The 18,273-nt window shown below is 59.5% G+C and carries 16 protein-coding genes; 6 read left to right on the plus strand and 10 right to left on the minus strand.

The window, feature by feature from the left end:
• Positions 1-6: 6 nt before the first annotated feature.
• Entirely contained in the window at positions 7-1,227 is a 1,221-nt protein-coding gene (locus AAC077_RS09655; RefSeq protein ID WP_339768935.1) for an argininosuccinate synthase, read from the plus strand.
• Here AAC077_RS09655 and AAC077_RS09660 read toward each other — a convergent pair.
• The gene (locus tag AAC077_RS09660) at positions 1,217-1,906 is read right to left on the minus strand and encodes an HAD family hydrolase (protein ID WP_339769497.1); all 690 of its coding nucleotides are present in this window, start codon (positions 1,904-1,906) and stop codon (positions 1,217-1,219) included. The two genes, AAC077_RS09655 and AAC077_RS09660, sit on opposite strands and share 11 nt — an antisense overlap.
• A gap of 123 nt (positions 1,907-2,029) precedes the next feature.
• Here AAC077_RS09660 and msrA point away from each other — a divergent pair, with 123 nt between their 5' ends.
• Positions 2,030-2,674, plus strand: a complete 645-nt coding sequence (gene msrA / locus AAC077_RS09665) for a peptide-methionine (S)-S-oxide reductase MsrA (RefSeq protein WP_339768937.1) — start codon at positions 2,030-2,032, stop codon at positions 2,672-2,674.
• Here msrA and AAC077_RS09670 read toward each other — a convergent pair.
• Positions 2,671-3,546, minus strand: coding sequence for a ribokinase (locus AAC077_RS09670; protein WP_339768939.1), 876 nt, complete (start codon positions 3,544-3,546; stop codon positions 2,671-2,673). The two genes, msrA and AAC077_RS09670, sit on opposite strands and share 4 nt — an antisense overlap.
• The gene (locus AAC077_RS09675; RefSeq protein ID WP_339768941.1) at positions 3,546-5,801 is read right to left on the minus strand and encodes an NADP-dependent malic enzyme; all 2,256 of its coding nucleotides are present in this window, start codon (positions 5,799-5,801) and stop codon (positions 3,546-3,548) included. The genes AAC077_RS09670 and AAC077_RS09675 overlap by 1 nt, the downstream gene beginning before the upstream one ends.
• 122 nt (positions 5,802-5,923) lie before the next feature.
• Here AAC077_RS09675 and mutS point away from each other — a divergent pair, with 122 nt between their 5' ends.
• A complete protein-coding gene (gene mutS / locus AAC077_RS09680; RefSeq protein ID WP_339768943.1) occupies positions 5,924-8,554 on the plus strand; it encodes a DNA mismatch repair protein MutS in 2,631 nt (876 codons plus the stop codon).
• 31 nt (positions 8,555-8,585) lie between these two features.
• Here mutS and AAC077_RS09685 read toward each other — a convergent pair whose 3' ends face one another.
• The gene (locus tag AAC077_RS09685; protein WP_339768944.1) at positions 8,586-9,149 is read right to left on the minus strand and encodes a nucleotide exchange factor GrpE; all 564 of its coding nucleotides are present in this window, start codon (positions 9,147-9,149) and stop codon (positions 8,586-8,588) included.
• A gap of 9 nt (positions 9,150-9,158) precedes the next feature.
• Complete coding sequence (gene hrcA / locus AAC077_RS09690; RefSeq protein ID WP_339768946.1) at positions 9,159-10,223, minus strand: heat-inducible transcriptional repressor HrcA; 1,065 nt, start codon at positions 10,221-10,223, stop codon at positions 9,159-9,161.
• Positions 10,224-10,334: 111 nt separating this feature from the next.
• Between hrcA and rph the strand changes: the two genes are divergently transcribed.
• Genes rph through hemW form a run of 3 tightly spaced genes read left to right on the plus strand, consistent with a single transcriptional unit; the run spans position 10,335 to position 12,794 of the window.
• Entirely contained in the window at positions 10,335-11,048 is a 714-nt protein-coding gene (gene rph, locus AAC077_RS09695) for a ribonuclease PH (protein ID WP_339768948.1), read from the plus strand.
• Positions 11,045-11,656, plus strand: coding sequence for an RdgB/HAM1 family non-canonical purine NTP pyrophosphatase (gene rdgB, locus AAC077_RS09700; RefSeq protein WP_339768950.1), 612 nt, complete (start codon positions 11,045-11,047; stop codon positions 11,654-11,656). Before rph ends, rdgB begins: the two co-directional genes overlap by 4 nt.
• On the plus strand, positions 11,649-12,794 hold the full coding sequence (gene hemW, locus AAC077_RS09705) for a radical SAM family heme chaperone HemW (RefSeq protein WP_339768952.1): 1,146 nt from the start codon (positions 11,649-11,651) through the stop codon (positions 12,792-12,794). Before rdgB ends, hemW begins: the two co-directional genes overlap by 8 nt.
• On the opposite strand, the gene AAC077_RS09710 is transcribed toward hemW, so the two are convergent.
• Genes AAC077_RS09710 through mnmE form a run of 5 tightly spaced genes read right to left on the minus strand, consistent with a single transcriptional unit; the run spans position 12,791 to position 18,262 of the window.
• Positions 12,791-13,684: a ParB/RepB/Spo0J family partition protein gene (locus AAC077_RS09710; RefSeq protein WP_339768954.1), complete on the minus strand. Its 894-nt coding sequence runs from the start codon at positions 13,682-13,684 to the stop codon at positions 12,791-12,793. The genes hemW and AAC077_RS09710 overlap by 4 nt on opposite strands.
• 1 nt (position 13,685) lies before the next feature.
• Complete coding sequence (locus tag AAC077_RS09715) at positions 13,686-14,501, minus strand: AAA family ATPase (RefSeq protein WP_339768956.1); 816 nt, start codon at positions 14,499-14,501, stop codon at positions 13,686-13,688.
• Positions 14,494-15,111, minus strand: coding sequence for a 16S rRNA (guanine(527)-N(7))-methyltransferase RsmG (rsmG, locus tag AAC077_RS09720; RefSeq protein ID WP_339768958.1), 618 nt, complete (start codon positions 15,109-15,111; stop codon positions 14,494-14,496). The genes AAC077_RS09715 and rsmG overlap by 8 nt, the downstream gene beginning before the upstream one ends.
• The gene (gene mnmG, locus AAC077_RS09725) at positions 15,108-16,967 is read right to left on the minus strand and encodes a tRNA uridine-5-carboxymethylaminomethyl(34) synthesis enzyme MnmG (RefSeq protein ID WP_339768960.1); all 1,860 of its coding nucleotides are present in this window, start codon (positions 16,965-16,967) and stop codon (positions 15,108-15,110) included. Before mnmG ends, rsmG begins: the two co-directional genes overlap by 4 nt.
• A 14-nt stretch (positions 16,968-16,981) precedes the next feature.
• A complete protein-coding gene (gene mnmE / locus AAC077_RS09730) occupies positions 16,982-18,262 on the minus strand; it encodes a tRNA uridine-5-carboxymethylaminomethyl(34) synthesis GTPase MnmE (protein ID WP_339768962.1) in 1,281 nt (426 codons plus the stop codon).
• Positions 18,263-18,273: the final 11 nt, after the last annotated feature.

The following is an 18,273-nucleotide window of genomic DNA, read 5'->3' on the forward strand; positions in this document are numbered from 1 at the left end:
GTACAAATGAGCGCGCCAAAGAAAGTAGTGCTGGCCTATTCCGGCGGCCTCGACACCTCGATTATCCTGAAATGGCTGCAAACCGAATACGGTTGCGAAGTCGTCACATTTACCGCTGACCTGGGTCAGGGCGAAGAGCTTGAGCCCGCGCGGGCCAAGGCCGAAATGATGGGCGCGTCGTCGATCTATATCGAAGATGTCCGCGAAGAGTTCGTGCGCGATTTCGTGTTCCCAATGTTCCGCGCCAACGCGCTGTACGAGGGGCTGTACCTGTTGGGCACCTCGATCGCGCGCCCACTGATTTCGAAACGTCTGGTGGAAATCGCCGCCATCGAAGGCGCCGATGCCGTCGCCCACGGTGCGACCGGCAAGGGCAACGATCAGGTGCGGTTCGAACTGGCCGCCTATGCGCTGAACCCCGACATCAAGGTGATCGCGCCCTGGCGTGAATGGGACCTGTCCAGCCGTACCAAGCTGTTGGAATTTGCCGAAAAGAACCAGATTCCCGTGGCCAAGGACAAACGCGGCGAAGCGCCGTTCTCGGTCGATGCGAACTTGCTGCACACCTCGTCCGAGGGCAAGGTGCTGGAAGACCCCGCGCAGGACGCGCCCGATTACGTCTATCAGCGCACCGTCGCCCCCGAGGATGCGCCCAACACGCCCGAATACATTGAAGTCGGGTTTGAAAAGGGCGATGCAGTCTCTATCAACGGCGAAGCGATGTCGCCTGCGACCGTTCTGACCAAGCTGAACGAACTGGGCGGCAAGCACGGCATTGGTCGTCTTGATCTGGTCGAGGGCCGTTTTGTCGGCATGAAATCACGCGGCATCTATGAAACGCCCGGAGGCACCATCCTGTTGGAAGCGCACCGCGGCATTGAACAGATCACGCTGGACCGGGGTGCCGCGCACCTCAAGGACGAGCTGATGCCGAAATACGCCGAGCTGATCTACAACGGCTTCTGGTTCTCGCCCGAGCGCGAGATGCTGCAAGCGTTGATTGACCGCAGCCAGGAACATGTGACAGGCACCGTGCGTCTGAAACTGTATAAGGGTCTGGCGCGCACCGTGGGCCGTTGGTCGGATCATTCGCTGTATTCCGAAGCGCATGTGACCTTTGAAGACGACGCAGGCGCTTACGACCAGAAAGACGCCGCAGGGTTCATTCAGTTGAACGCCCTGCGCCTGAAACTGCTGGCCGCGCGCGACCGTCGCCTTAAAGGCTAAGCTTTCTCTCTGCCATCCGCGTATAATAGGGCATCGCTGCATCGGCGATGTCCTGATACGCGGGCGGCAAATCCGGCAACGGCCCTTCGGCCCCTGCGAACCCTGTTGACCGGTGCACCGCGTTGTACCAATGCGACGCCCACACGCCGTCGTCGGCGTGGCCACCGGCAGGCCAGTTCAGCATGCCCGCATCCCAATCAATCCCGACAGCATCGCACAATGCGCGCAACATCCCCTCGGGGTTGTCACGAATGTCGGCGGAATCGATGACAACGGGCGCCTCCGCCGCGTCGAACAGCGCCGCCTGCTGAACAAATCCAATATCACTCAGACTTGGCCCCTCGCGCTTTTGCGCATAGCTGGCCAGAACGCGGGCCGGATGACGGATTAAAAACACGTTGGTCATCTGATCCATCCAGTCGCGCGGAATGCCGTCGATCATGTGGTGGGCCATGTGTTTTTGGTAAAAAACAGGCTCTGACACAGGGGAAATCAGTGTATCCGCCACGCTTTGCCCATCCGTCGGCTGCGCTGCCAAAATCTCGTCACGCATCGGGTGGTCGATGCCCGATGCCTTCAGGTAGGCCGCATAAAACGGCTCGTCCACAACCTTGCAATCGGCCCGCGCGCCAAAGCTGTACATCATCGCCGTCGACAGGTTGCGCGGCCCCGACCACATTGCGATGCGTTTGGTTTTCATGTGCTGCTCCTTTTGATGCCGCTTCACCTTGGCGTGACCAGTCGCGCAATTGCTTGAGCGAAACGACCATTCCCCTACATGCTGAACCAAAGGGAGTTTGTCATGATTATTCAACGTTTGTTTTTGATCGCCGCCACCTGTGCCGGCCTGTCCACCACTGCGCAGGCCGCAGATATGAAAAAACTGACCGTCGCGGGCGGTTGTTTCTGGTGCGTCGAGGCCGATTTTGAAAAGGTCAAAGGCGTGAAAGAAGCCGTTTCAGGCTTTGCCGGTGGCACTGTCGCCAACCCGACCTACAAACAGGTCGTGGCCGGCGGCACGGGCCATTACGAGGCGGTGCAGATCACCTATGACGCCGATGTGGTCAAGGCTGACACCTTGCTGAACCTGTTCTTCCGGTCCGTCGATCCGCTGGACGCGGGCGGACAGTTCTGTGATCGGGGCGACAGCTATCGCACGGCGATCTTTGCAGCGGACCCCGCACAGAAACAGGCCGCGGAACAGGCCAAGGCGTCAGCACAGGCCGCATTGGGCAAACCCGTGGTCACGCCCATTCTACCCGCATCAGAGTTTTACCCCGCTGACGCATATCATCAGGATTACTACAAACAATCCAGCCTGATCCTGACCCGCTTTGGCCCGAAATCCAAGGCCAACGCTTACAAAGCCTACCGCAAGGCCTGTGGCCGCGATGCGCGGGTGAAACAGCTTTGGGGCAGCGATGCCGCGTTTGTGCCAGGCAGTTAACGCAGCTTGAAGTCTTCGATGTCTTTCAGGTCGGGGATCACATCCGCCGTGCCGTGTCGCGTGACCATGATCGCCCCGGCGGTCATGGCCAGGTCGATCGCCTGAGCAATCGGCAGATCACGGTCCAGCCCCGCCACCAGATAGCCGGTGAACGTGTCGCCGGCACCCGTGGTGTCAACCGCGTCAACCTTGATCGACGGGTAATGCTGTTTGGTTTTGCGGATGTTGTCGTAATGGTCGCACCCATCCGCACCGCGTGTCACCACGATCTGCGAAATGTGCAAATCGGCCAGCTCGGCGCCCAGCGCATCGCTCAGCTGCGCCGCCTCGACCGCGTTCAGCACCAGCATGTCCAGATAGGGCATGACCCTGCGCACCGCATCGGCGTCAAAGGGGGCAGCGGCATAAACAACCTTTAGTCCCAACTGGCTGGCCATCTGCGCCGCCTCGGCCTGTCCGTTGGTTTCGTTCTGCATCAACAGCGTGTCGCCACGGTCCGCCGACGACAATGCCGCACCGATCATATCGTTGGCCAGATGACGGTTTGCGCCGGTGTAGAGAATGATATTGTTCTCGCCCGCGCCATCCACGGCGATGATCGCATGGCCCGTTTCACCCGACAGCCGCGCGATGTGGCGCACATCGACGCCGTATTCCATCAGCCGGTCCACAGTCCAGCCACCATCGGCCCCGACCGCGCCAACATGCACCACCCGTCCCGCAGCACGGGCGGCGGCAACGGACATATTCGCCCCCTTGCCGCCCAGCCCACGCGTCACCTCGGTCGCGGCGAGTGTTTCACCGGGCGCCGGCAAATGCGACACTCGGTACACCACGTCGATGTTGATCGACCCAAGGTTCCAGATCGCCATCAGCCGACCTTGCAGGCGGCCAGAACAGCCATGTTCAGGATGTCGTTGGCAGTTGATACCGTCGAACAGATCTGAATCGACCGGTCCACGCCGGACAGGATCGGCCCGATCACCGTGGCACCACCCATTTCCTGCATCAGCTTGACCGAAATGCTGGCCGAATGCCGCGCCGGCACCACCAGAATGTTCGCGGGCCCCGTCAACCGCGAGAACGGATAGGCCTGTTGCGACTTGGCGTTCATCGCCACATCGACGGTCATTTCGCCCTCGTATTCGAAATCAACGCCGCGCCGGTCCAGAACCTTGGGTGCTGCCGCCATTTTCTCGGCCCGCTCGGACACCGGATAGCCGAAGGTCGAAAAGCTGACAAAAGCGACACGCGGTTCAATCCCCAGATGCCGCGCCACGACGGCCCCGCGTTCGGCAATGTTGGCCAGGTCTTCCTCGTCCGGCCATTCGTGCACCAATGTGTCCGCAATCAGAACGATACGCCCCTTATGCAGAAGCGCGGTGATCCCCGCCGCCCCGTGTTCGGCATCGGCGTCAAACACCTTGTTGATCCGTTCCAGCACATGCGCCGACTTGCGCGTGGCGCCGGTCACCAGACCGTCACCATGTCCATGCGCCAGCATCAGCGCCGAAAACACGTGCCGATCCCGTGCCGCCAGACGGTGAATGTCCGCCCGGTCAAAGCCGCGTCGGTTCAAACGGTCGTAGAGGAAGGTTTTGTAAGTGTCCAAATGCTGGGTGTTGGCCGCATTGACCACCTCGATCTCGCGCACCGCATCGCCCAGACCTGCCGCCTCAAGCTTGGCCTTGACGTCGACGTCGCGGCCGACGACCAGCGCCTTGCCCAGACCCGAGCGTTGATACATCACCGCCGCGCGCAACACGCGGGGATCGTCGCCCTCGGCAAAGATCATCCGCGCCTGCGCCGCACGGGCCCGCGCGTTGATACCGCGCAGGATGTTCGCCGTGGGGTCCATCCGCGATTTCAGCGACAGCTCGTAAGCTTCCATGTCGATGATCGGGCGGCGCGCGGCACCGGTGTCCATCCCTGCCTTGGCCACAGCCGTCGGGATGCGGTGGATCAGACGCGGGTCAAAGGGCGTGGGAATGATATAATCCCGACCAAATGTCAGGTTCTTGCCATAGGCCAGCGCCACCTCGTCCGGCACATCCTCGCGCGCGAGTTGCGCCAGCGCGTGGGCACAGGCGATCTTCATCTCGTCGTTGATGGCGCGTGCGTTGATGTCCAGTGCCCCGCGAAACAGATAGGGAAAGCCCAACACGTTGTTCACCTGATTGGGGTAATCGCTGCGCCCCGTGGCCACGATGGCGTCCATGCGAACCTCGTGGGCTTCTTCGGGCGTGATCTCGGGGTCGGGGTTGGCCATGGCGAAAATCACCGGATTGTCCGCCATCGACGCGACCATCTGCGGTGTCACGGCACCTTTGGCCGACACACCCAGGAACACATCGCAACCCACCATCGCCTCTTCCAGCGTGCGCGTTTCGGTTTTGACGGCGTGGGCCGATTTCCACTGGTTCATGCCCTCGGTGCGGCCCTGATAAATCACACCCTTGGTGTCGCACATGATGCAATTTTCATGGCGCGCGCCCATGGATTTCAGCAGTTCAAGACAGGCAATGCCCGCCGCCCCTGCCCCATTCAGCACAATCTTGACGTCTTCGATTTTCTTGTTCGACAGATGCAGCGCGTTGATCAGACCGGCGGCGCAGATCACGGCGGTGCCGTGCTGGTCGTCGTGGAAAACGGGAATGTCCATTTCCTCTTTCAGACGCTGTTCGATGATAAAGCATTCCGGCGCCTTGATGTCCTCAAGGTTAATCCCACCAAACGTCGGCCCCATCAGCCGCACGGCGCGGCAAAACTCGTCGGGGTCTTCGGTGTCCAGTTCGATGTCGATGCTGTTCACGTCGGCAAAGCGTTTGAACAGAACCGCCTTGCCCTCCATCACCGGCTTGGACGCCAGCGCACCCAGGTTGCCCAGGCCCAGAACCGCCGTCCCGTTGGAAATCACCGCCACAAGGTTGCCCTTGTTCGTATAATCATAGGCCGTCTCGGGGTTTGCGGCGATCGCCTCGCACGGCACGGCAACGCCCGGCGAATAGGCCAGGCTTAGATCGCGCTGGGTGGTCATCGGGACCGTTGCAGTGATCTCAAACTTGCCCGGCGTGGGCTCAAGATGGAAGGCCAGCGCCTCTTCTGCTGTGACTTTGGTCTTCGACATGTGCAACATTCCTCCAATGTGTTGACCCCTCATAACCGAGCGATCTTCCGCGCTCAATCAGCTTTGGCTTTCGCTCCGCCGCTGGCGTTTGTAAGGTCGCGCTGGTTTGCATGGGGGCAGGTATGACGGTCACGCCGATGATGGCGCAATTTCTGGAGATCAAGCAGGCGCACCCCGGGTCGCTGCTGTTCTATCGGATGGGCGATTTTTACGAAATGTTCTTTGACGACGCGGTCGCCGCCGCCGAGGCGTTGGACATTGCCCTGACCAAACGTGGCAAACATGACGGCGACGACATCCCCATGTGCGGCGTGCCCGTGCATTCGGCCGAAGGTTATCTGCTGACGTTGATCCGCAAGGGGTTTCGCGTGGCCGTTTGCGAACAGTTGGAAAACCCCGCCGAGGCGAAAAAACGCGGCAACAAATCTGTGGTGAAACGCGGCGTTGTGCGGCTGGTGACACCCGGCACGCTGACCGAAGATTCGCTGCTGAACGCGCGGCAACACAACTATCTGGCCGCCTTTGCCCAGGTCCGCGATACGGCGGCGCTGGCGTGGCTGGATATGTCCACGGGTGCGTTCCGGGTGATGCCGCTGGACCAGATGCGGCTGGGGCCGGAGCTGGCGCGGCTGGCACCGTCGGAATTGATCGTTATGGATGCATCCGAGCCTGAATTGGCCGAATTAGTCTCTGATTTCGGGATTGCGATGACACCCCTGTCGCGCGCGACATTCGACAGCACCGGCGGCGAAAAGCGGCTGTGCGAATTGTTTTCGGTGCAGACGCTGGATGCCTTCGGCACCTTTGACCGTGCGCAGATTTCCGCAATGGGCGCGATAGTCGAATATCTGAACATTACGCAAAAGGGCAAACTGCCGCTGGTGCGTCCGCCGCAGCAAGAGGACCAGTTGGGACAGGTCCAGATCGACGCCGCCACACGGCGCAATCTGGAGCTGACCCACGCCCTGTCCGGTGGCCGCGCCGGATCGCTATTGGCGACGATTGATAAAACCCTGACCGCAGGCGGCGCGCGTTTGTTAGAGAGGCGTCTGTCCAGCCCCTCGCGCAATGTGCGGATCATTCAGGACCGGCTGGATGCGGTCGGCTTTTTCCTTGATAACAGTCTCTCGCAAGGACTAACCGAGCGTCTGCGCCATGTGCCCGATCTGGATCGCGCCCTGTCGCGTCTGTCGCTGGACCGGGGCGGTCCCCGTGATTTGACCGCCATCCGCGATGGCCTGACCCAAGCCGCATCCATCGCGCAGGACGGTCTGGGACCGGATGCGCCACACGGTGTCGTCGATGCGCTGAACCGCATGGGCGGTATGGATGATCTGATTGACCTGCTGGACGACGCGCTGGTGGCCGAACCGCCCCTTTTGGCCCGCGACGGTGGTTTCATTGCGCCGGGGTATGACGCCGACCTGGACGAAGCCCGCACCCTGCGGGACGAGGGCCGGTCGGTGATTGCCGCGATGCAACAGGAGTTCGCCAAGGTCACCGGAATTTCGTCGCTGAAGATCAAGCACAACAACGTGCTGGGCTATTTCATCGAAACCACGGCCACCCACGCCGAAAAGATGCTGTCGCCACCGCTGTCCGAAACCTTCATCCACCGGCAGACCACCGCGAACCAAGTGCGGTTCACCACGGTTGAGCTGTCCGAGATGGAAACGAAAATTCTGAATGCGGGCAACCGAGCAATCGAGACGGAAAAGCGTCTCTATCAAATGCTTTCCGAGACTGTTTTGACCAAAGCCGCCGAGATTTTCCAGACCGCCACCGCGCTGGCCGAACTGGATGTGTCATGCGCCCTTGCCCGTCTGGCACGTGCCGAAAACTGGTGTCGCCCGCAGGTGGACGACAGCCGCGCGTTTGACATCGTCGGCGGGCGGCATCCGGTCGTGGAAAAATCCCTGCGCGATGGATCAGGTGCGCCGTTCATCGCCAACGACTGCAACCTGACCGCCGAGGACGGATCTAACATCTGGCTGCTGACCGGTCCGAACATGGCCGGTAAATCAACCTTCCTGCGGCAAAACGCCCTGATCGCCCTGCTGGCGCAAATGGGCAGCTACGTGCCCGCATCTTCGGCGCGGATTGGCGTGATCAGCCAGTTGTTCAGCCGCGTCGGTGCTGCGGATGATCTGGCACGCGGACGGTCCACGTTCATGGTGGAAATGGTCGAAACCGCGGCGATCCTGAATCAGGCCGACGACCGCGCGCTGGTGATCCTGGACGAAATCGGCCGCGGCACGGCCACCTATGACGGCCTGTCCATCGCTTGGGCGACACTGGAACACCTGCACGACGGCAACAAAAGCCGTGCGCTGTTCGCCACGCACTATCACGAACTGACCGCGCTGGCCGGCAAGCTGGACCACGTCGACAACGCCACCGTCGCGGTCAAGGAATTCGACGGCGAAGTCGTGTTCCTGCATGAGGTTCAAAAGGGCGCGGCCGACCGGTCCTATGGCGTGCAGGTCGCGCAATTGGCGGGGCTTCCCGCGTCGGTCATCGCCCGTGCCCGCACGGTTCTGGAAGCGTTGGAAAAGGGTGAACGCGAGGGCGGTGCCACGCAAAAGGCGATCATCGACGATCTGCCGCTGTTCAGTATGCAAGCCGCCCCGCCCGCGCCAAAAGCTGCAAAAAGCCCTGTGTTAGAGATGATGGGTGACCTGCATCCAGACGAAATGACACCGAAACAGGCGCTGGAAGCGCTGTACAAACTGAAAGAGGCGGCCAAAACCTGACCGCCTCCTCAAAACTTAAATCCAGCTGCCCTTAGGACGCGGGCATCGAAGACACGCCGACCTGCGCCGGGCGCAGCAAACGGTCATGCAGCATGAAACCTTCGGCGGCGACCTGAATGATCTCGCCTGCCTTGGTGCCGGGCACGGGTGCCTCGAACATTGCCTGATGATGCTGCGGATCGAATTTGTCGCCCACTTCGGGCGCGATCATGTCGATGCCGTGTTTCTTGAACACGCTCAGCAGTTCGCGCATCGTCAGCTCGATGCCTTCCAGCAAGGGGCCCGCGACGCTGCGCTGGTCCTCTGTTGCGGCCTCAAGCGCGCGCTTCATGTTGTCGTACACCGGCAGCATATCGCGGGCCAGCTTGGACCCGCCGTAATTCTCGGCCTCGCGCCGGTCCTTGTCCGACCGCTTGCGTGCGTTTTCCGCATCCGCCAACGCCCGCATGAACCGGTCTTTCAGTTGATCCCGTTCGGCGCGAAGCTGGTCCAGCTCCAACGCCTCGTCGTCAATCTCGGCCATATCATCCGCGTATTCGTCCGCTTCTGCCGCGTCGATATCGTCCAGGAAATCGTTGTCTTTCGGCTCCGCCATTCTTCACCTCTAACTTTTATCGGTCAGCAATTTGCCCACCAACTGCGCCGTGTAATCCACAATCGGAACGATGCGTCCATAGTTCAGCCGCGTGGGCCCGATGACCCCGACCGCTCCGATGATCTTTCGATCTGCGTTCATATATGGGGAAACGACCAGAGAGGAACCCGAAAGTGAAAAAAGTTTGTTTTCGGAACCGATAAAAATGCGCACACCATGGCCTTCGTCGGTCAGTTCAAGGAATTCGGCGATGTCACGCTTGCGTTCCAGGTCGTCGAACAGCGACCGGATGCGGTCCAGATCCTCGCCCTCGCCCGCGACCCCCAGCAGATTCGACCGTCCGCGCACGATCAGCCGCTGGTTGCGGTCGTCATCCCCGTCCCAAACCGCCAGCCCCTGTTGCACCAGTTCGGCGGCCAGGCTGTCAATCTCGCGGCGGCGTTTCTTGATCTCGGTTTCGATCACCGACTGCACTTCGCTTAGCGTCTTGCCCTCGATCAGCGCATTCAGAAAATTCGCCGCCTCGCGCATAGAACTGGGGGTTTGACCGGGCGGCGGTGTAAACAGACGGTTTTCCACATGCCCGTCGGCCAGCACCAGAACGCCCAAGGCGCGGTCATGACCCAGCGACACAAACTCGATATGTTTGATCGGCGCCTCGTGCTTGGGTGCCAGCACCAGCGATGCGCCCTGCGTCACACCGGACAGCGCAGACCCGACGCGGTCCAGCAATCCTGCTACATCGCGTTCGCCGGCACCGCGCGTCGCGTCGATCTTTTCGCGGTCGGCGCTGTCCGGCAGGCCCACTTCCATCAGCCCGTCCACGAACATCCGCAATCCGCGCTGCGTCGGAATACGACCCGCAGACACATGCGGGCTGTCCAGCAACCCCATAAACTCAAGATCCTGCATCACATTGCGGATCGTTGCGGCGCTGACCTTTTCGCTGAAATCCCGTGTCAGCGTGCGCGACCCCACCGGATCGCCGTTCGCAAGGTAACCTTCGACCACGCGGCGAAACACTTCGCGCGACCGGTCGTTCAACTCTTCAAGGATATTCGGTGTATCTGTCATATTTTGCCTCGACGTCGCCACTAGACGGGCTGGGTCACAAAAGGTCAATCGCACTTGCGTCACAGGCCCGTGGGGCGTTATCCCCGCCCCAACAGACACAAAGGATGTATCATGCGACCCTCGGGAAGAAAACTGGACGAAATGCGCGCCGTGTCCATCGAAACCGGCTTTACCAAACATGCCGAAGGGTCCGCGTTGATCAAGATCGGCCACACCCACGTGCTGTGCACCGCCACCATCGAAGACCGCGTGCCGCCCTTTATCAAGGGGTCGGGTTTGGGCTGGGTCACCGCCGAATACGGTATGCTGCCCCGTGCCACCAACACCCGGATGCGCCGCGAGGCCGCGATGGGCAAACAGGGCGGGCGCACCGTCGAAATTCAGCGCCTGATCGGCCGTTCGCTGCGCGCAGGCGTGGATCGTTCTGCACTGGGCGAACGCCAGATCACCATCGACTGTGACGTGCTGCAAGCCGACGGCGGCACCCGATGCGCGTCGATCACCGGCGGCTGGGTCGCGTTGAAACTGGCGGTCAACAAGCTGATGAAAGCAGGCGATATCGTCTCTGATCCCTTGGTAGACCCTGTTTCGGCAGTAAGTTGCGGCATTTACGCAGGTCAGCCGGTTCTGGATCTGGACTATCCCGAAGACAGCGAAGCCGGCGTTGACGGCAACTTTATCCTGACCGGCACCGGCCGCCTGATCGAGGTGCAGATGAGCGCCGAGGGCCAGACATTCTCGCGCGATCAGATGAACCAGTTGATGGATCTGGCGGAAAAAGGTGTGTCCGAACTGGTCGCAGCACAAAAGGCAGCCACCGCATGACACGCAAATTCGCAGGCGACCGGCTGTTGGTGGCCACGCACAACGCGGGCAAGCTGCAAGAGATGGTTGCGCTTTTTCAGCCGCTGGGCGTGCAGGTCGTCGGCGCAGCCGAGATGAAACTGGCCGAACCAGACGAAACCGAAACCACTTTTGTCGGCAATGCCCGGATCAAGGCACATGCAGCCGCGCAGGCGACCGGCCTGCCCGCGCTGTCCGACGATTCCGGTATTCAGGTGGATGCGCTGGATGGCGCGCCCGGCGTCTATACCGCCGACTGGGCCGAAACCCCGAATGGCCGCGATTTCCTGATGGCCATGACCAAAACCCGCAGTCTTCTGGAAGAACGTAACGCCCCCGAACCCCGCACTGCGCGGTTCTGTTCGACCCTGGTTCTGGCATGGCCCGACGGGCACGACGAAGTGTTCGAAGGCACCGTCGAGGGCACATTGGTCTGGCCCCTGCGCGGTGAATTGGGCCACGGATATGACCCGATGTTCCAACCGCTTGGGCACGACGTAACCTTTGCCGAAATGTCCGCCGACGCCAAAAACGCCATTAGCCACCGCGCCAATGCGTTCCAAAAACTGATCGACGGCTGCTTTGACTGACGATTGGCAAAACGGCGGGTTCGGTATTTATATCCACTGGCCGTTTTGCGCTGCCAAATGTCCCTATTGTGACTTCAACAGCCATGTTGTGCGCTCCATCGACCACGCCGCATGGCGTGATGCTTACCTGGACGAGATCCGCAAAGCTGCGGAACAAACACCGGGGCGCGTGGTGCACACCGTGTTCTTCGGCGGCGGCACGCCCAGTTTGATGGAACCTTGGGTCGTTGCGGACATCATCGACGCGATCCGCAAACACTGGCCCACCGCCAACGACATGGAAATCACGCTAGAGGCGAACCCCGGGTCGGTCGAGGCACAGCGGTTTGCCGATTTTCGATCTGGCGGCGTCAACCGCATTTCGATGGGCATTCAGGCATTGAACGACGCGGATTTGCGCCGGTTGGGGCGCATTCATTCGGCCGACGAAGCACGCGCGGCCTTTGACATCGCACGCAAAACCTTTGATCGGGTCAGTTTCGATCTGATTTACGGCCGGCAGAAACAGACTTTGGCGGAATGGGAAGCCGAGCTGAAACAGGCTCTGAACATGGCGATAGACCATCTTTCCCTGTATCAGTTGACCATCGAACAAGGCACGGCTTTTGGCGATCGCTATAACGCTGGCAAACTTGCCGGCCTGCCGGACGAAGATCGCGCTGCCGATATGTTCACCCTGACCCGCGACATCTGCGCCGACTTTGGTATGCCCGCCTACGAGGTCAGCAATCACGCCCGCGACGGGGCGCAATCGCGGCACAATCTGATTTACTGGCGATACGGCGACTACGTCGGCATTGGCCCCGGCGCGCACGGACGTCTGACAATTGACGGTCAGCGTTTTGCCACCGAGGCGCCCAGCAATCCGAAACGCTGGCTGGAAGAGCTGCGGCAACTGCCAAATGTTGCCCTGACCGGCGAAGATCAGGCCAACGAGTTCCTTTTGATGGGCCTACGTCTGACCGAAGGCGTGGATTTATCGCGTTTTCAGGCACTTTCGGGGCGCCCTGTGGCCCCTGATACGCTGAAAAACCTCTCTGATCTTGGTTTGCTCGATCAGAGAGATCAAAGGATTTCCGTTACAGAACAAGGCGTTAGCGTTTTGAACGGGGTTTTACGCGAATTGCTGGCAGACTAGCTTCCGCTAAGAATCCGGCACAATTCGTCCAGTTCTTCCAACGTTTTATACGAAATTGACATCTGACCCGCCTCGGCCCCTGGTTTGTGCGACAACTGAACCGTCATCCCCAAAGCCGCTGAAAGATCGCCCTCAAGCGCCTTGGTGTCCGCATCCTTGGCCTCGCTCGATTTCTTCGCGCTGCTTCTTGGTGTCGCATCGTCGCCACGGTCTTGCATGGATTTCACCAATGCTTCGGTCGCACGCACGCTCAACCCCTCGGCCACAACGCGGCGCGCCAAGGCTGATGGATCATTCGCGGTGATCAGCGCGCGCGCGTGACCGGACGACAAATCCCCCTTGCGCACCATCTCGACCACATCGTCGGGCAATTGCAGCAACCGCAGCAGGTTCGCAATGTGGCTCCGGCTTTTGCCCAAAGCCTCGGCCATCTTTTCCTGAGTATGGCCAAACTTGTCCATCAACTGACGATAGCCCGCTGCCTCTTCAATTGGGTTCAGATCAGCGCGCTGGATGTTCTCGATGATCGCGACTTCCAACACTTCGATGTCGTCAAAGTCGCGTACGATCACGGGCAGTTCATGCAGCTTTGCCATCTGCGCGGCACGCCAACGGCGTTCACCAGCGACAATCTCGAAACCGCCGTCCTTTTCACGCACGATCAACGGCTGAATCACGCCCTTTTCAGCAATCGACGCAGCCAAATCATCCAGATCATCCTGCGTAAACCGTTTACGTGGTTGGTCCGGGTTCGGTTTAACCTGTTCAATCGGAACGTTTCGCACACCCGATGCAACACTTTCCACCGCGACCTTCTCGGCCTCGTTCACGTCTGCCATCAGCGCTGAAAGCCCACGGCCCAGACCACGTTTTTTATCTTTGGGAACCATATCAGGCCTCTACTTTCTGTCGTGCATTGTTCCGAATAAATTCCACCGCCAAATCGCGATAGGCTTTGGCCCCCCGCGAGGCCGGGTCGTAGCTGAGCACTGGCATCGCAAAAGACGGCGCTTCTGACACGCGCACATTGCGTGGAATCACCGTCTTGAACACCAACTCGCCCAGATTGTCGCGTGCGTCCTGTTCCACTTGCAAACTCAAATTGTTGCGTTGATCATACATGGTCAACACAACACCTTCGATCCGCAAGTCCTTGTTCCCGGACTGACGCACTTCGCGAATGGTCAGCATCAGTTGCGACAGCCCCTCTAGCGCAAAAAATTCCGACTGCAACGGCACCAGCACAGAATGCGCGGCAATCATCGCGTTTACGGTCAGCAAGTTCAGCGAAGGCGGACAGTCGATCAGCACATAATCAAAACCAAACGGGTCCATCTGAACCTGCCGCAACGCGTCGTGCAGCAAAAAGCTGCGTTTTTCGTTGGAAATCAATTCAAGATCAGCAGAGCTCAGATCCACGGTCGCTGGAATGATGAACAGATTTTCGACTGCCGTGGATAAAACCGCCTCGTTCAGATCAACATCTTCCAAAAGCAGCTCGTATGCGGTCAAGATCCGGTCATCAACTTCGATCCCAAGCCCGGTTGATGCGTTTCCCTGCGGATCAAGATCCACCAGCAACACTTTGCGCCCCTGCTCGGCCAGCGCCGCGGCAAGGTTGATCGACGTCGTGGTTTTTCCAACCCCACCCTTCTGGTTGGCGACGGCCACGATCTTGGGTCCGATGGGGCGCGTTGGATCAGACACGTTTCAACTCCTTGATCTGCAAAACAGCCGCTTGTGCGTCGGTCTGGCTGGGATGGGCCGTACATTCGAATGTCCACGCTTTTCGTGCGTCATCAAGCTCTGATTGCCAGATTTCGCCCTTTGGGAACAGCGCCTGACCGTCGACAGACATATGTTGCGCGGCAAATGCAAGCAAATCGGTAAGCTGCGACAAGGCCCGCGCGGAAATCACATCTGCGTTCAATGGCTCAAGCTGTTCAATCCGGCGCGACAGAACGGTCGCGTTTAACCCCAATTCACGAATTGCGGTGCGCAAGAACGTCGACTTGCGCTGATCACTTTCCACCAGGGTAAATTCCGTTTCCGATGCTTCGTGTTTGGCAAAAACCGCACAAATCAAGGCTGGAAAGCCGCCCCCACTGCCAAAATCAGCCCAATGGGCGGCTTTTGGTGCCAATTGCCAGACCTGCGCCGAATCCCAGATGTGCCTGTTCCACAGCTCGGGCGCGCTGGAACGGGACACCAGATTTATCTTGGCGTTCCACTTTAAAAACAAATCATGAAATCGCTCGAGATCCTGCAATGTTTCACGTGAAACATTACCCTCCAACCAATCGGGTACGATCGTCATGCTGACATCTTCTTGTGCTGCCGAAGTTTGGCCAGCAGCAATGCCAAGGCTGCCGGAGTCATCCCCTCAACCCGGGCCGCCTGCGCCAAATTACTTGGGCGGGTTTTCTCCAGCTTGCTTGTCAGCTCGTTCGACAGACCACTGATTCCAAGGTAACTAAACCCTTCAGGAATCATGTGTGCTTCGTCCTTTTGAAGCCGATCAATATCCTTTTGCTGCCGGTCAATGTAATTTGCGTACAGCGCATCACGCGCCAGCTGGATTTGAATCGGCGCGTCAATGCTGTCTAGATCTGGTTGAACACGCATAACATCCGCAAACTGAACGTCCGGAAACGCCAAAAGTTGGTATGGTGTGCGGCGCGTGCCATCCTCTTTAACAGAAATACCAGCGGCGGTAATTTGTTTCGGAGAGTATTTTTCGCGCGTCATGGCTTGATAGCCCGCTTCAAGCGCGTTCCGTTTGGCATCAAATACCCTCTGCCGACGCTCTGAGACGATCCCCAATTCAATCGCGATCGGCGTCAGACGTTGGTCAGCGTTGTCTGCGCGCAGGGACAAACGAAATTCGGCGCGCGAAGTGAACATGCGATAGGGCTCTGTCACGCCGCGCGTCGTCAGATCGTCGATCATTACGCCGATATAGCTGTTCGACCGTCCGAATTGTACGGTATCGCGGCCCAAAGCGACGCAAGCCGCATTCAGACCTGCCACAAGCCCTTGGGCGGCGGCTTCTTCATAACCGGTGGTGCCATTGATCTGCCCCGCCAGGAACAGATGCGATGTTGCGCGCAGTTGCAGCGTTGCGTCCAGTGCGCGCGGATCGACATAGTCATACTCGATCGCATATCCCGGTTGCAGAATAACGGCTTCTTCCAGCCCCACTATGGAATGGATGTAGTCGTGCTGAACATCAACCGGAAGCGAAGTTGAAATCCCGTTGGGATAAACCGTATTTCCTGTCAGACTTTCCGGCTCAAGAAACACTTGATGCGAGGATTTGTCGGCAAAGCGCACGACTTTATCCTCGATTGACGGGCAATAGCGCGGGCCGGTTCCGTCGATATGTCCACCGTACATCGCGGATCGCGACAGGTTTTTCGAAATAATCTCGTGCGTGCGCTCATTGGTGTGCGTGATGCCGCAGGACACCTGCAGCGCGGACAGTTTGGTTGTTTCAAACGAAAAGAACGCCGGTTCGTCGTCGCCCTGCTGTTCCTCTAGAATCGACCAGTTGATTGTCCGGGTGTCCAGACGCGGCGGTGTTCCCGTCTTGAGCCGCCCCAGCGGTAGCCCGAAACTGTCGATCCGCTCGGCCAAACGCACCGACGCCTTGTCGCCCATCCGCCCGCCTGACAGCTTTTCTTCGCCAATATGGATAATGCCGCGCAGGAACGTGCCCGTGGTCAGCACAACAGTGGTACAATCAATCAGCGACCCATCCGCCAATTCTACCCCGGTGACACGCTGATCGGCCATTTTCAGATCAACAACTTCACCTTCGATCACTGTCAAATTGTTTTGGGCCATCGTCGCAGCCAACATCTCGCGCTGGTAAATTGCGCGGTCTGCCTGTGCGCGCGGGCCTTGCACGGCGGGGCCTTTGCGGCGGTTCAGCAAGCGGAACTGGATGCCGGCCTTGTCGGCAACTTTGCCCATCACGCCGTCCATCGCATCAATTTCGCGTACCAGGTGCCCCTTGCCCAATCCGCCAATGGCAGGATTACAGGACATCACGCCAATGCCGGACAGCGTCATCGTGACAAGCGCTGTATTCGCGCCCATCCGCGCAGCCGCGTGGGCGGCCTCTGCACCCGCATGGCCACCACCGATCACCAGAACGTCAAAATGTTTCACGTGAAACACTCCTGTCATTTGCCCAAGCAGAAGCTGGAAAAGATTTCGTCCAGCAGGTTTTCTACATCAATGCGACCCACAAGAAATTCAAGGCTGCGAATCGCGACGCGCAGTTCTTCTGCTGCCAAGTCATAAACCTCTGGCCCCTGTTTGACGAGGTCTTGCGCTTGTTCCAACGCGTCAACGGCGGATTGTAGCGAGGTCCGATGCCGTTCGCGCGAGGTCAGCCCCGCGTGCGCGACCTGATCGGAAAACACGGCTTTCACCGCCTGGACCAGGTCGTTAACCCCTGCCCCGGTGACGCCCGAAACACCTGACCCATCGGTGCGCAAATCAGCCTTGGGCGCCACGACGATGTCCTGTGGCAGCGGCACGATCGGCAAATCCGAAGCATCCTCGGTCAGGAACACCCGCAGATCCGCTGTTTTGGCCCGCGCGATAGCACGTTCGATGCCAATAGCTTCGACATGGTCATCGCTGTCGCGCAACCCTGCGGTATCCAGAAAGGTCACGGGCAAACCATCCAAATCCATGCGCACTTCGATCACATCGCGGGTGGTTCCTGCAAATTCCGAGGTGATGGCCGCGTCACGTCCCGCTAACGCATTGAGAAGAGTGGATTTTCCAGCGTTTGGCAGACCCACAATGGCCACTTCAAAGCCGCTGCGCACGCGTTCAGCCACGTAGGACCGCGAAACCTCGTCCGTGGCCTGCAAAATCACCGCATCCAGCAGATCAGTCACCTCTGGCGCCACATCTACCGGAACGTCCTCGTCGGCAAAATCAATGGTGACTTCCAGCAAAGACGCGGCGTGGATCAGGCGCGTGCGCCAATCCTCAACGACCTTGCTCAGCGCACCCTCAACGGTCTGCATCGCTTGGGCGCGTTGGAATTCCGTTTCGGCGTCGATCAGATCGGCCAGCCCTTCAACCTGCGCAAGATCCATCTTACCGTTTTCCAGGGCACGGCGGGTGAACTCACCGGGTTCTGCCAATCGCAGCCCGTCGATCTGGCCCAATACCGTCAACACGCGCTGAAGGATCGCAATGCTGCCGTGCAAGTGCAGCTCGATCACGTCCTCGCCGGTAAAGCTGTGCGGCGCGGCAAAGGTCAGAACCAGCGCGCGATCCAACAATTCACCGTCGGCATGCAAACCACGAACCGCAAAGCACCCCGGTTCAGGCAGCGTGCCGCACAACAGCCTGCCCGCCGCGTGGGACGACGGACCAGACACGCGCACAACGGCCACGCCTGCGCGGCCCTGCGCCGTCGCAAGGGCGAAAATCGTATCCATCGGTCACGCCC

It is taken from the genome of uncultured Pseudosulfitobacter sp., from assembly GCF_963976325.1.
GTDB lineage: Bacteria > Pseudomonadota > Alphaproteobacteria > Rhodobacterales > Rhodobacteraceae > Pseudosulfitobacter.